General features: G+C 34.7%; 10 protein-coding genes and 2 pseudogenes. 3 read left to right on the forward strand and 9 right to left on the reverse strand.

Going from position 1 to position 14,895, the window contains the following annotated elements:
- Positions 1 to 176: 176 nt before the first annotated feature.
- Positions 177 to 2,101: pseudogene (gene dxs, locus ABWH96_RS17475) on the forward strand (1-deoxy-D-xylulose-5-phosphate synthase).
- Positions 2,098 to 2,871 carry an alpha/beta fold hydrolase gene (locus tag ABWH96_RS17480; protein WP_375578795.1) on the forward strand — a complete coding sequence of 258 codons (774 nt, stop codon included), beginning with the start codon at positions 2,098 to 2,100 and terminating at the stop codon, positions 2,869 to 2,871. Before dxs ends, ABWH96_RS17480 begins: the two are co-directional and overlap by 4 nt.
- A 91-nt stretch (positions 2,872 to 2,962) precedes the next feature.
- Here the strand turns inward: ABWH96_RS17480 and galE are convergent, their stop codons facing one another.
- From galE to ABWH96_RS17505, 5 genes and pseudogenes are all read right to left on the reverse strand, one after another.
- Positions 2,963 to 3,985 carry a UDP-glucose 4-epimerase GalE gene (galE, locus tag ABWH96_RS17485; protein ID WP_375578796.1) on the reverse strand — a complete coding sequence of 341 codons (1,023 nt, stop codon included), beginning with the start codon at positions 3,983 to 3,985 and terminating at the stop codon, positions 2,963 to 2,965.
- Positions 3,985 to 4,978, reverse strand: a pseudogene (locus ABWH96_RS17490) (UDP-glucuronic acid decarboxylase family protein). The gene galE and the pseudogene ABWH96_RS17490 overlap by 1 nt, the downstream one beginning before the upstream one ends.
- A 5-nt stretch (positions 4,979 to 4,983) precedes the next feature.
- Positions 4,984 to 6,282, reverse strand: coding sequence for a UDP-glucose dehydrogenase family protein (locus tag ABWH96_RS17495; protein WP_375578797.1), 1,299 nt, complete (start codon positions 6,280 to 6,282; stop codon positions 4,984 to 4,986).
- A gap of 88 nt (positions 6,283 to 6,370) precedes the next feature.
- Complete coding sequence (locus ABWH96_RS17500; protein ID WP_375578798.1) at positions 6,371 to 7,588, reverse strand: outer membrane beta-barrel protein; 1,218 nt, start codon at positions 7,586 to 7,588, stop codon at positions 6,371 to 6,373.
- Between the two features lie 82 nt (positions 7,589 to 7,670).
- A complete protein-coding gene (locus ABWH96_RS17505; RefSeq protein ID WP_375578799.1) occupies positions 7,671 to 10,058 on the reverse strand; it encodes a carboxypeptidase-like regulatory domain-containing protein in 2,388 nt (795 codons plus the stop codon).
- Positions 10,059 to 10,153: 95 nt separating this feature from the next.
- Between ABWH96_RS17505 and ABWH96_RS17510 the strand changes: the two genes are divergently transcribed.
- Positions 10,154 to 10,807: a MarR family winged helix-turn-helix transcriptional regulator gene (locus tag ABWH96_RS17510; protein WP_375578800.1), complete on the forward strand. Its 654-nt coding sequence runs from the start codon at positions 10,154 to 10,156 to the stop codon at positions 10,805 to 10,807.
- A 394-nt stretch (positions 10,808 to 11,201) separates the two neighbouring features.
- Here the strand turns inward: ABWH96_RS17510 and ABWH96_RS17515 are convergent, their stop codons facing one another.
- From ABWH96_RS17515 to ABWH96_RS17530, 4 genes are read right to left on the reverse strand one after another with little or no spacing between them, the layout of a single operon-like run.
- Complete coding sequence (locus tag ABWH96_RS17515; protein ID WP_375578801.1) at positions 11,202 to 11,681, reverse strand: beta-carotene hydroxylase; 480 nt, start codon at positions 11,679 to 11,681, stop codon at positions 11,202 to 11,204.
- A 25-nt stretch (positions 11,682 to 11,706) separates the two neighbouring features.
- Entirely contained in the window at positions 11,707 to 12,552 is an 846-nt protein-coding gene (locus tag ABWH96_RS17520; protein ID WP_375578802.1) for a 4-hydroxy-3-methylbut-2-enyl diphosphate reductase, read from the reverse strand.
- A gap of 10 nt (positions 12,553 to 12,562) precedes the next feature.
- Positions 12,563 to 13,405: a phytoene/squalene synthase family protein gene (locus tag ABWH96_RS17525; protein ID WP_375578803.1), complete on the reverse strand. Its 843-nt coding sequence runs from the start codon at positions 13,403 to 13,405 to the stop codon at positions 12,563 to 12,565.
- A 4-nt stretch (positions 13,406 to 13,409) separates the two neighbouring features.
- Complete coding sequence (locus tag ABWH96_RS17530; protein WP_375578804.1) at positions 13,410 to 14,891, reverse strand: phytoene desaturase family protein; 1,482 nt, start codon at positions 14,889 to 14,891, stop codon at positions 13,410 to 13,412.
- Between the last annotated feature and the right edge of the window lie 4 nt (positions 14,892 to 14,895).

The raw sequence follows: 14,895 nt of genomic DNA on the forward strand, positions 1-14,895 counted from the left end.
AAAAATTTCGGTAATTTGTGGATTCGAAAAGTTGCCCATGGAGACCTTATTAATTGAGAATACACTATGCAATGATTGAATTTAACTTCCTAAATAAAAAAAGGGAGGTAAAAATTTTATCAAACAAAACATTTACTAATAGTATTTGTTTTCTGCTTTAAACATTTTAAGACATTATGCTTATTCAACCCGGAGAACTTTTATCAAAGATTGACAGCCCTGCTGATCTCAGGAAACTCAATCAATCTCAATTAGTCCAATTAAGCCAAGAATTAAGACAGTTTATAATTGATAATGTATCGATATATGGTGGTCATTTTGGTGCAAGTTTGGGTGTTGTAGAACTCACTACAGCTCTTCATTATGTATTCAATACGCCAGAAGATCAAGTAATTTGGGATGTAGGTCATCAGGCTTATGGGCATAAAATCTTAACGGGAAGAAAAGAAAGATTCCATACTAACCGGGTTTATGGAGGAATGTCTGGTTTCCCTAAAAGAAAAGAAAGCGAATATGATGCTTTTGGTGTAGGACACTCTTCCACCTCCATTTCAGCTGCTTTGGGTATGGCTTTAGCCTCTAACCTAAAAGGCGAATTTGATAAGCAACACATTGCCGTAATCGGAGATGGTGCCATGACAGGTGGAATGGCTTTCGAAGGTATGAACCATGCCGGTGCTTCAGATGCCAATATGATAATCATTTTAAATGATAATTGTATGTCAATTGACCCAAATGTTGGGGCATTAAAAGAATATTTAACCGACATCACCACATCGCATACCTATAATAGAATGCGTGATGATGTTTGGAAATTATTAGGCAAAGTAAGCGGTTTTGGAAAAAGTGCCCAAGAGGTTGTAGGCAAATTAGAGAATAGCATAAAATCATTCCTTTTAAAGCAAAGTAACTTATTTGAATCACTTAATTTAAGATATTTGGCCCAGTTGATGGGCATGATGTGAATCATTTGGTTCATGTTTTAAGAGACCTTAAAGATATCCCAGGGCCTAAAGTATTGCATTGTGTCACTACAAAAGGTAAAGGATTTGGACCAGCGGAAAAAGACCAAACTAAGTGGCATGCTCCAGGAAAATTTGACAAAATAACAGGAGAAATTCAGAAAAAACCTGTAGACAAACCTTCTGCTCCAAAATATCAAGAAGTTTTTGGTCACACTATAGTAGAGTTGGCCGAGCAGAATGATAAAATTGTTGGAGTGACACCAGCTATGCCTTCAGGATCTTCATTAAATATAATGATGAAGGCCATGCCCGATAGAGCTTTTGATGTGGGGATAGCTGAACAACATGCTGTAACTTTTTCTGCTGGATTAGCGACTCAAGGATTGATTCCTTTTTGCAATATTTATAGTACGTTCATGCAAAGAGGATATGATCAGGTAATTCATGATGTATGTATTCAAGATTTACCAGTAAACTTCTTCTTAGACAGAGCAGGCTTTGCAGGAGCTGACGGCCCTACCCATCACGGAAACTATGATATCGCTTTTATGCGATGCATACCAAATATGATAGTGGCTGCCCCAATGAATGAATCCGAACTAAGAAATATGATGTTCACTTCTCAACTTCCAAGAGAAGGAAAGGCATTTACTATCCGTTATCCAAGAGGTAAAGGCGTAATGCCTGAATGGAGGACTCCAATGGAAGCTATGGAAATTGGTACTGGGAGACAAGTAAAAGAAGGGAAAGATATTGCTATTTTAAGCATTGGTCATATTGGAAATTATGCAATGGAAGCAGCTGAAAAACTTGCCGAAGAAGGTGTTGATGCAGCAGTTTTTGATATGCGATTTGTAAAACCTTTGGACGAAAAATTATTGCATCGGGTATTTTCCCAATATAAAAAGGTAATAACCATAGAAGATGGATGCCTAATGGGAGGATTTGGTAGTGCAATTCTTGAATTTATGGCAGAAAATGATTATTCTTCACAAGTGAAACGTTTGGGTATTCCAGATAAAGTTATTGAGCATGGTGAGCAACATGAGCTTCATGCAGAATGCAACTTTGATCCGGAAGGCATTTTTACCACAGCGCTTCAAATGGTTGAACATTCATTACATGCTAAACTATGACCATTCACTATGAAGTTTCCGGAAAAGGTTATCCGGTAGTTTTTTTGTACGGTTATGGGGAAACCCATAAAATATGGAATCACTACAGGGAAAAATTATCTAAAAAATACAAGGTAATTACCCCTGATTTGCCTGGTTTTGGAAAGAGTGATAGTTTGCCATATGAGCATAGTCTTGATATGGTGGCTAATTCTATCTATGATTGCCTTAAAAAGCTGAATGTCTCAGAATGTATTATTATGGGTCATTCTTTAGGGGGGTATGTCACACTTGAAATAGCCAAAAGGTTTCCTAATATTGTTTCTCATATTGGACTGATTCATTCCACTGCTCTATCTGATACAGATGAGAAAAAAGAAGGCAGAGAAAAATCAATAGAATTTATACAAAGACATGGAGTAGAAAAATTCATCCAGAGTTTTGTTCCTATGCTTTTTGGTGAGAAACATCGAGACAGATTAAAAGACACCATCCAATCCATAGTGGAGGAAGGAAGCAAAATTCCTGAAAAAACACTTACCGATTATATGCTTGCAATGCGTGATCGGAATGATAGTTTAGACTTCATTAAAGAATTTGAGGGGTCTATCCTATTTATATATGGTGAGAAAGACAGCAGTATCCCAGTTGCATCCAGTAAATCGCAAATTAAATTTATGAAGCATCCCTATTTGAAAAACTTACCAGATACTGGTCATATGGGAATGTTTGAAGAAGAGGAAGAGGTTTATCAGGCTATTTCTAAATTTATAGAAGTTACTCATAAGTAAAAAAATAGTTGACAATTGACAAATTTTAGCAAAGCTAAAATCAGTTGACAAGAGGCTTACTAAGCATAAAAAAAGTAACCTAAATTCGTAATTACTCTTCAGCTAAAGCCTGTTCCCAATCCCAGGCAGATTTGAGCATTTCGTCCAATCCTCTTTTGGTTTTGAAATTTAGTTCTTTTGCGGCTTTTGTAGTATCGGCATAAACAGCTTCTACATCTCCTGGTCTTCTGTCCACTATTTCACAAGGGACTTTCATTCCGGTAGTTTTCTCAAAGCTTTTCACCATTTCTAAAACTGAATAACCGTTACCTGAACCTATATTAAATACATTAAAGGATTTATCAGATTGCTTAATAGCAAATTCCATGGCATTAATATGAGCTTCTGCTACATCAGAAACATGGATGTAATCACGAACACAAGTGCCATCAGGAGTATTCCAATCACCCCCGAAAATATTAAGTTTTTCTCTTTTTCCAGTAGCGGTTTCGGTAATAAATGGCACTAAATGATGAGGTGGGCCTGACTGAAACTCTCCGATTATAGATGATTTATGAGCTCCAATCGGATTAAAATATCTTAAAGACACCACTTTTATAGGGTGAGCTATGCTTGCATCCTTTAAAATATCCTCACATACTTTTTTAGTATTTCCATAAGGAGAAATAGCAGGTTTTATGGGTGCATCTTCACTTACTGGCAGTTGATCCGGATTACCATATACCGTGCAAGAAGAGGAAAACACAATAGGTTTTACATCAAACTCATTCATGCATTCCAGCAAATTGATAGTGGAAGTTAGATTATTGAAATAATAATGTAATGGCTGTTCTACTGATTCTCCTACTAATAAAGCAGCTGCAAAATGAATTACTCCTAAAATTTGATTATTATTGCTCCAAAAAACTTCTTGCAATTGCTCTTTGTCCCGCATTTCAACTTGTTGGAATTCAGGACGCTTACCCGTAATTTTTTCAAGTCTATCCAAAACAGAAATGTCGCTATTTGAAAGATTATCTATAATCAAAGGTTCGTATCCTTGATTCATTAATTCTATCACGGTATGAGAACCTATATAGCCTAATCCGCCCGTAACCAGTACTTTATTCGCCATTATTTTACTATATATTTTTCAAAATCTTTATGCTCTTTTTGGAACAATTTTTCTTTGTCAAGAGATTTAAAGTATTCGTAAGTAATTTTTAAACCTTCTTGCCTGCTGACCTTTGGCTCCCAGCCCAATAATTCTTTTGCTTTGGTAATATCTGGCTGCCTTTTCTTAGGATCATCTTTTGGAAGATCTTTATATACCACTTTTTGCGTAGTCCCCGTCAATTTAATTATTTCCTCAGCAAATTCCGAGATCGTAATCTCATCAGGGTTCCCTACATTTACAGGATGTGTGTGATCACTCAACAATAATCTATAAATGCCTTCCACCAAATCATCCACATAGCAAAACGAGCGGGTTTGAGAGCCGTCTCCAAAAATGGTCAAATCTTCTCCTCTTAAAGCTTGCCCAATAAATGCAGGCAATACCCTGCCATCATTCAACCTCATTCTTGGGCCATAGGTATTGAAAATTCTTACTATTCGTGTTTCTAATTGATGATAAGTATGGTATGCCATCGTAATGGATTCCATAAAGCGCTTGGCTTCATCATATACTCCACGACTGACCAATCGGATTAACATTTCCATAGTAATCTTCTGTTTGTGGGTGAACCAATGGATCACCATACACTTCAGACGTTGAGGCCACTAAAATCCTAGCCTTTTTATCTTTTGCAAGTCCCAATAAATTGTGCGTACCATGCGCCCCTACCTTCAAGGTTTGAATCGGTATTTTCAAATAATCAATAGGGCTGGCAGGAGATGCAAAATGTAAAATATATTTTAAATCACCGGAAACGTGCACATACTTGGAGACATCATGATGATAGAATTCGAAATTTTCATTCCCCATCAAATGGGCTATGTTGTCCATTGACCCTGTAATCAGGTTATCCATCCCAATTACATCATAGCCCTCTTTTATAAATCGGTCACACAAATGTGAACCCAAAAATCCTGCTGCCCCTGTAATTAATATTCGTTCTTTAGCCATAGCCATTATCTTCCTATACTAAAATAAGTAAAGCCTAATTCTTTCATATGCTCTACTTCATATAAATTCCTACCGTCCAAAATCAACGGCTCGTTCAGTTCATTTTTGATTTCATTGAAATCAGGTGTTCTGAAAACTGGCCATTCCGTCATAATCATCAAGGCATCCGCTCCTTTTAATGCTTCACTTGGATTTTTGGAATAAACAATCTTGTCACCCAATTGTCCTTTTACATTCTCCATCGCCTCTGGATCGTATGCTTGCACTTTTGCACCTGCTGCTAATAAAGCTTCAATATTATACAATGCCGGTGCTTCCCTGATATCATCTGTATTCGGCTTGAATGCCAAGCCCCACATCGCAATGGTCTTGCCTTTTAAATCATTCTTGAAATAGCCATTTAAGTTATCCATCAAGCGGGTTTTTTGGGTGGTGTTCACTTCCATTACCGCATTTAGTATCTTAAAATCATAATTGGCATCCTTAGCCGATTTTGCCAATGCCTGGACATCTTTTGGAAAGCAACTCCCTCCATAACCAATTCCAGCAAATAAAAATCTCTTACCGATCCTGGTATCAGTACCAATTCCTTTACGCACCATGTCTACGTTGGCACCCAAGAGTTCACAAATATTGGCAATCTCATTCATAAAGGTAATCTTGGTGGCCAAAAATGAGTTGGCGGCATATTTGGTCAGTTCTGCTGACTTTTCATCCATAAAGATGACAGGATTGCCTTGCCTTACCAACGGGGCATACAATCTTTCCATGATCTTGGTAGCCCGTTCAGATTGGGTCCCAATCACAACTCTCTCAGGCTTCATGAAATCATCCACGGCCACCCCTTCCCTTAAGAATTCGGGGTTGGAAACCACATCAAAATCCACTTTGGCATTTTTTGCTATAGCAGTATGCACTTTATCGGCAGTACCTACCGGCACTGTACTTTTATCCACCACGACTGCATAATTCTCCAGAATATGGCCCAAATCATCGGCTACTTTCAACACATATTGCAAATCAGCGGCACCGTCTCCTCCTGGAGGTGTTGGTAATGCCAAGAAAATGACCTCAGCTCCTTTAATTCCCTCTGCAAGATCAGTGGTGAAATCCAATCTGTTTTGTTTTACATTTCTTTCAAAGATTACTTCAAGACCAGGCTCATATATGGTTACTTTTCCTGACTGCAATTTTTTAACTTTTGCTTCATCTATATCCACACAAGTAACATGATTGCCGGTCTCCGCAAAACATGTCCCCGTTACTAATCCTACATAACCTGTGCCTATTACTGCTATTTTCATTTAATGATAGTTTAACTTGATGAAAGTTGAATTTAATGATAGTTACCTATTAATTATAAAAATTATAGATACATCTCTTTTTATAATTTTACTTTTTTAAAAATGTATACCCAATAATAAATGTGTTATTATGAAGTACTAATTCCTCATAAACCCTTTGATTAAGTATATTTTGAGGATCTCTTCTATATTCTAATATCAATTTTTTCCATTTAAACCCAAAACCAGCATTCAAATTAAACTTAGTTTGAGCATCATGATATTGACCAAAATCTAAATCAACAAATGAATTACCCATATTTAAAGTTAATTGAGTTTTGAAATTTAAAAATATTAATAAATCATCTGATAAGTAAAATTTATATCTAATCCCTAAAGGAATATCCAACGAATAGACTTGAAACTCGTAATTTCGTTCTAATCCTTGGTCAATTACTGTATTAGAAGAAGCTATATACTTAAATGTAGGCTCTGTAATTAATGACCATTTAAATTTATTAGCTTTAATAGGAATTTCTAATTCAATTCCAAAAGTGGAAGCAAGATCAGAAGGGAAATCTATTGTATTTGATGAGTTTGAAGAGCGAAATATGTATTGGCTATTTGCTAAATTCAAACCCAGTTTAACAGAGTAACTTTTTTGAGATTTATCATCAAAATTTTTCTCTTCATATTTGACAACATTAGTTCCTAAACAGTTATTAATTTGTTCAAAATAGTAGATTAAATTTGATTCATTTAATTTATCATTAATTGCACGATTGTTTAATTCCGTACTTTGACATTCGTTTATCCTTAAAAGTTGTTTTATATACTCTTGACTTGTTGCAATATTATCATCATTTACATAATACCGCTTGTCAATTAATTGCCTAATTTCATTATCTGGGCCAGAGTAAAAAAACTTTTTTCTATTATCCTTTTCAGAAAAATAAAGTGAATATTCAGATTCAACTAAAACTTTTAATAATCGAACATTTTCTGTATATACTAAATCATTATTATATGCTATTTTACTAGAATTATTATCAGATATATCTTCTTTAACTATAGTATTAATGAATTTCACTTCATCTGAAATTCTTAACATCTTCAATTCATCAATTGACAATTCTTTCTTCTCATTACTATCATTAATTTTAATTGTAAATGATTCTGGAAAATTCGTCCATCCTTTATTTTTTACAAGACATTTTACAGTATCATTTTGATTATCAACATAGTATCCCTTCTCAAATTTTACTTGAGCATGTGCTTTCAAAACAAATAATGATGAAAATATAAAGAGTATTAATATTCTTTTCAAAACTAAATAAGTTTAATTGCTAATTCAAAAACTTAAATTTAGTACAAAATTTATTTAAAAATTGATAATGTAAATAAAGATTTTAAAAATCAATCACTATACCCAAATTAGGTAATAAAGAACTATTACTTACATCAGCAATTCTCACCAATTCTCGTGGTTGTTGTACTTCCCCATTATCATTTCTTCTTAAGCCAAAATTAGGTTCTGATGGTAAATCTTGAACAAAAGCATTTTGTACTTCAAAAAAGATATTGAAAGTCCAATTATCAAAATTCCACTTCTTATCAATCCTTATATCCGTTTGATTAAATGGATCTAGCAATAAGTCTCCTTGACGAGAATAATCTCTGATGATATTTGGATAAGATTGTAAAGTAGCATCCTGATCGACTGGTGCTAATGGTGTTTTTCCTAAATAGCGAACACGAGCACTTAACTCCCAGTTATTACCAAACTTATAACCTCCTGTGAAAGTTAATAAATTTCTATTATCCCATGTTGAGCGTAAATATTCATCTTTATCAAAACCAGTGAACTCACTTCTATACAAGGTATAAGCTAAGATTGCATAAAAATCCTTGGTTAATTTTCGCTGATAAAGAAATTCCATTCCATAAGTTCTTCCTAAACCAACGCTTTCAATATTTTCATTACCCAATACTGAAAAACCTCCACCCAAATTAGCTAATGAAACACTATCTACTACTGAAACTGGGTAATTATCATATTTCTTATAAAAACCTTCTATGCTGAAACGCGAAGAGGGAGTTACCAAATATTCAATTCCAGCAACCAAATGATCACTTTGAATGTATTCAGCATCTTTATTGGCATATGTATTATTTTGGTCAGTAAATCCTAAAATAGTATAGGGCGGAATTTTATAATATCTACCCACAGAAGCATTCACTGTCCATTTTCTTTTTTCATCAAAAGTGTAAGAAGCGGAGAATCTTGGGCTAAAAGTTCTATAGAATTCATTCCCTGTTTCTGTAAAAGTATTTCCATCCACTCTAAAACCTGCCGACAAACCTAACCTATCATTTACAAAGTTTCGTGAAGCTTGAGCATTTACTCCATAGCGGGTGAAATTCAGGCTATTTTCATAACTAAAGCCTCTGTTTTCATCTATCAATTCAGAATTGTTAGAATATATAGCTTCTTGCACTATAAATCCTGTATTGAAAGTCCAGTCTTCTAAAAATTTAGTCAAGTTATAACGCAATTTAACTTCTTGTTCTTGAGAATTATTGCTAAACACTAAACCTTCTTGATTTACATTATCCTCAAATTGTTCGAATTGGTTATTCAAAATATTAGTGCTCAAAGCAGTGGTCATAAATCCAGAATTATCTTTAAATCTACGTTTCCAGCTTAATCCTGAAGTAGTGCTCCACTGTTGAATGACAGGAATCTGATCTAAAACAGCTTGTTGCTCTGCATCAAAATCATCTGGCGCATTGATGGTTAAATCATCAACAGAACCCACACCAGTAAAAACCAGCTCATTGTAATCGTCAAACTTATGAGTCAATTTATATTGATAATCCCAATAATCAGGTAAAAATGGTAAATCAATAGCCTGAAATAATAACTGTAAATATGACCTTCTCACAGAAGCAATAAATGAAGTATTACTTTTCTCTTCATCTTTCTTTTTAAATAAAGGGCCTTCTGTGGTAACGGCAGCTTCGCTACTACTCAATCTGAAATTATTTCTAAACTCTCTCCTGTTTCCATCACGTTGGTCGAATTGTAGTACTCCTGAAAGTACGTTATCATATTGGCTAGCAAATGCACTGGATGATAATGTCACACCCTCGAAAAAAGATACATTTAGCAAACCTACTGGACCACCAGCACTCCCTTGGGTGCTGAAGTGATTGATATTTGGAATCTCAATTCCATCTAAATAATATACATTTTCATTTGGCGCACCTCCTCGAATAATAATATCATTTCGAAAACCACCAACCGAACCACTTACACCTGGTAAAGACTGAGCAACTTTTGCAATATCATTATTTCCGCCAGGATAAGTAGCAATTTCCTCTGGGGATAATTTCTGTATTGAAAGTGGCGTTTCTTCATTTTTCTTAAATGGATTTGCTCGTACAGTAACTCCTTCTAATTGCTCTACATCTTCAGATAATTCAAAATTCACATTAGGAATTCCACCGGAACGCACTGTAACATTGAATTTCGAAGATTTTTCATATCCTACAAAAGATGCGGTTACGGTATAAGATTTAGGTTCTATATCCTTAATTTCATAATAGCCTTCAACATTTGTTACTGCACCTAACTCTGTTCCTTCGATAATTACAGTGGCTCCAATTAAAGGCTCTTCTGTTTTAGCATCTTTTACATAGCCACCAAAACTCGCTTTCCCTTGCCCAAAAAGTGATTGAGGTAAAGTCATAAAAACTATAACAGTACCTATTAACCCAAAAATGTTACGTTTCATTTTTAATATTTAAGTTTAAGATTTAATATTATTACAAATTCATAACATTTTTGTTACAAAGTTGTTTTAATATTATAATAAAATTTTTTCAAAAAATGTTAGACAATGGAATTAAACTGCTTCAACTCTATCAGGATTTCTTAAAAAAGAATCCAAATGCTACTATAAGTGAGTTTGGAAAAAGTTTGATCGAGGATGAGCAGAAAGAAAATATTGGAAATGAGATAGAAGAAATGAGTAAAAAAATGCCTTTTCCATTTCCTGCGAATTCACCAGACGAATATATTGGCTGGGCATGGGGAAGATTGATGAGCTTTACTCAAATTTGGGAAAAGAAAGCTTTCGCTGACCAAACTATCCATAATTTAACTGAATTTGGAGTAGCTTTATTTGTGATGAGCCATGAAGGCTGTAGTAAATCAGAGGTAGCTAGTCATTCTCTTCAAGAGAAAACCACCATATTTGAAACTATCAAAAGATTGGTGAAAAATGGAATCCTGGAAGAAAAAGCAAATGAAACGGATAAAAGGAGTAAGCATTTAAAACTTACTGAAAAAGGAAAAATTGAGAGTTTTTCAGTAATGAATAGAGCTAATGAAGTCAGTCAACATTTGGTAGGTAATTTAAATAAATCTGAAAAAGTAAAGCTCTTTGATTCACTAATAAAGCTTGATGGATATCACCAGCATTGTTATCTGAAGTATAAAAATGAGGATTGGGAGAAGTTGAAGGAGGAGATGTTGGATTAAAAATAAATTTAATAGTCTCGGAATTTAAGCTTGTATTGAGATTGATAATACTATAGAATGCTTTCAATTCCTTAGTAGCTTATTACCTTTCTCTTCAAAAACTAATAACTAGCCCGCAGGCGTCTTTGACGCTAAAAATTTCTCGCTAAGGCGCAGAGTCGTAAAGTTTTCGCAAAGGATAGTATGTGTTTCCATGTCTTTAAAAACCGCTTTTCTCATTAATTTTACGTTGCGAGGTCTTAGCGTCTTTGCGTCTCTGCGAGAGATACCTCAAGCCTTTGGCTTGTATAAAATTTCGACTTTGCCTAATAAGAAGGCTTAGGCTTTTTCATTATCTCAAAAGGGGTTATGCATAAATAATACAATTTTATCTCCCTTGAGGTTTAATTCAAGATTAAGCCTTGCTTTTCTCCTCTTTAGGCTCGTATTTTTTTGGTGCGTAAAGAAAACCAAAAGCTTCTGCGCCTTCTTTGGTGTGTACTTCGTGGTGAATGTAATGCGCTCTCATCATTCTTTTCAGATAAGAATTTTTGGCTTTGAATTTTAGTTTCACTCTTCTGTGCACTAAAATATCATGAAATAAAACATAGAACACTCCATAACAAGCCACTCCTATTCCTACAAACAACAACCATCTTACTTCTGGAAATTCAATTCCAGCCATAATTAATGCTGCAGATGGAACGCTAAATACCACCGCAAACAAATCATTTCTTTCTAGCTTATGGTTATGTACTTTATGATGGGATTTGTGCCAAGTCCATAGGAAACCATGCATGATATATTTATGAGTAAACCAAGCCACACCTTCCATAAAGAAGAAGGTTCCAACAACTAAAAAGGCATAAAATAATATGGTCAAAACTTCTGACATGAATGCAAATTAAAAAGAATTGAACTTAAAATTTCAATAATTCATCTCGAACTTGCTCCATCAACCACATTGGAGTTGAAGTGGCACCGCAAATTCCTACTGAATCATTTTCTGCAAACCAGCTTTTATCTAATTCGGTAGTGTTTGAGATGAAATATGTATTAGGATTTTTATCCTTGCATACATTATACAAAACCTTTCCATTCGATGATTTTGTTCCCGAAACGAAGATAACTTTATCAAATTCTCCTGCAAAGGACTTAAGTTCTTTGTCTCTATTGGAAACTTGTCGGCAAATGGTGTCATTAGCATTTACACTAATCCCCGCTTCAGTAAGCGTTTCTTTTATTTTATAGAAATTATCAGTGCTTTTGGTAGTTTGACTGTATAAGGTCATTTCTCTTGGCAAACTATCAATATCCAGTTCACTTATATCCTGAAATACAACTGCTTCCTGATTGGTTTGCCCTAATAAACCTTCAACCTCAGCATGACCGTGTTTCCCATAAATATAGATTTGCTCTTTTTTATCGAAAGAGTTTTTTATCCTGTTCTGTAGTTTCAAAACCACAGGACAAGAGGCATCCACTAAAGTAAGGTTATTTTCAATTGCTAATTTGTAGGTGGAAGGCGGTTCACCATGGGCACGGATTAAAACTTTTTCATCTCTTAATTCCTGTAAAGCTTCACGATCTATAATTTTCAAACCTTTAGCTTCAAGTCTCTTTACCTCCTCATCATTATGCACAATATCTCCTAGACAATAAAGATAGCCTTGCTCATCGAGCATATCTTCTGCCATTTCAATGGCATAAACTACACCAAAGCAGAATCCAGAGCTATTATCTATTTTAACATTTAAGTTCATCATGGGGATATTTTTAGAGCGTATTGAACTGATGTTTTACATAACTACCCAACAGTAGAAATAGTTTTTTAGAATCGCGAACTCTTACTCTTTCCTCTAAAATTTTATTAGGTGGAAATCGCTTAATCTTATCAAATAATTTCAAATAATAAGTATAAGCTAAGTAAACTCCCCATCTAGCGCCTCTTGGCAATTTTACTATTCCTTCATACGCATGGTCGAAATCTTTTTGTATATCGGCTTCAATTTTTTCTTTATGCGATATTGAAAAATCATTGAAATCCACTCCAGGAAAGTAAACCCTTCCTCTCTCATAATAATCTGATTTTATATCACGAAGAAAATTTACTTTTTGAAAAGCCGAACCTAAACTTTTTGCCGGTGGCAATAACTTTTGATATTCTTCTTCATCACCCTCACAAAAAATCTTTAAACACATTAACCCAACTACTTCGGCTGAACCATAAATATATTCTTCATAAGAGGATTGTTCATAGTCAATATCCAATAAATCCATTTCCATGCTATGTAGAAATGCTTCAATTAATTTATGATCAATTTGATATTCATTCACGACCATCTGAAAGCAATGTAAAACAGGATTTAAACTGATTTTATTTTCAATTGCCTCGTAGGTTTGCGCCTTGAAATCTTTTAAAAGGGCAGCTTTATCTTTTTCATGAAAGGTATCTACAATTTCATCCGCATAACGAACGAAACCATAAATAGCATAAATAGGATAATGAAATTTCTTATCAAGACTTTTTATACCTAAGCTGAAAGATGTACTATATCTATTCGTAATCAGCTTACTGCATTCAAAGGTGGTTTGGTTAAATAGTTCTCTAGCATCCATGCTCTTAATTCTTATTGAAATCCTTCATCACCTCTTTCCCAACTACCTGTCCTGATATCAATGATGGAGGTACTCCTGGGCCAGGAACAGTTAACTGTCCAGCGTAATAAAAGTTTTTCAGTTTCTTGTTTTTTAAAGCCGGTTTTAAAATAGCCGTTTGCTTTAAAGTATTAGCTAAACCATAAGCATTTCCTTTAAATGAGTGATAGTCATTTATAAAATCATTATGTGCATAGCTCCGCTTATAAGTTACATATTTCTTAATGTCTTCTCCTAATATTTTCTCCATTCTATTCATAATGAGGTCAAAATACTTTTCTCTAATTTCCTCATTATCTTCTAAGCCTGGTGCAACAGGCATTAGAATAAATATATTTTCCTTGCCCTCAGGCGCTACAGAATCATCCGTTTTAGAAGGGGCACTTACGTAAAATAAAGGTTCATTCGGCCATTTTGGGGTTTCATAAATTTCTTGGGCATGAGGGCCAAAATCATGATCGAAAAATAAATTATGGTGAACCAAGCCTTCAATTCTTTTATCTATGCCTAAGTAGAAAATTAAAGAAGAAGGCGCCATTGTTCGGCTTTCCCAATATTTGGAATTATAATTTCTAAAGTTCTCAGGAAGAATTTTTTGGTCGGTATGCTCGTAATCAGCAGATGAAACAACTACATCTGCCTCATATGTTTCAGTTTTGGTTATTACTCTTTTGGCTAAGTTCCCTTCACAATCAACAGACAACACTTCCTGATCGGATATAAACTTCACTCCCTTTTCTTCAGCAAGTTTTACCATTCCCTCTACAATTTTATGCATTCCTCCTTTTGGGTACCACGTCCCAAGGCTGATATCAGCATAATTCATTAAGCTATAAAGTGCGGGGGTATTTTCTGGAAGAGCTCCTAAGAAAAGAATTGGGAATTCCATCAAACGAATGATGCGATCATTCTTAAAAAACTTTCTAACGTGACTATAAATGGAAGAAAAAATATCCATTCTCACCATATCAAAAAGTAATTTGACACTCATAAATTCGGTTAGCGAACGACCTGGTTTATAAACTAAATCATTGATTCCTTTTTCGTATTTATAAGCTGCTTGCGCTAAGAATTTGTCAAGTTGTTCACCACTGCCTGGTTCAAGTTCTTCCAACATATTTTTGAATTCCTGCATATTTGCAGGCACTTTCAAAATATCATATTTTCCGAAAAGTACGTGGTAAGAAGGGTCTAGTCTTTGGAGCTCGTAGTAATCAGTTACTTTTTTACCAAAAGTCTCAAAATACTTTTCAAAAACATCAGGCATCCAATACCAACTTGGCCCCATATCAAAAGTAAAGCCCTCAGCTTTGAACTGACGGGCTCGTCCTCCTAAATCTTTATTTTTTTCTAAGACTGTTACATCACAGCCCTCATTGGCTAAGTAAGTTGCAGTAGATAAACCTGCAAAACCAGAACCAATTACTACTACTTTTTTATTTGCCATTAAA

This window comes from Marivirga tractuosa, assembly GCF_042140215.1.
Classification (GTDB): Bacteria; Bacteroidota; Bacteroidia; order Cytophagales; family Cyclobacteriaceae; genus Marivirga; species Marivirga tractuosa_A.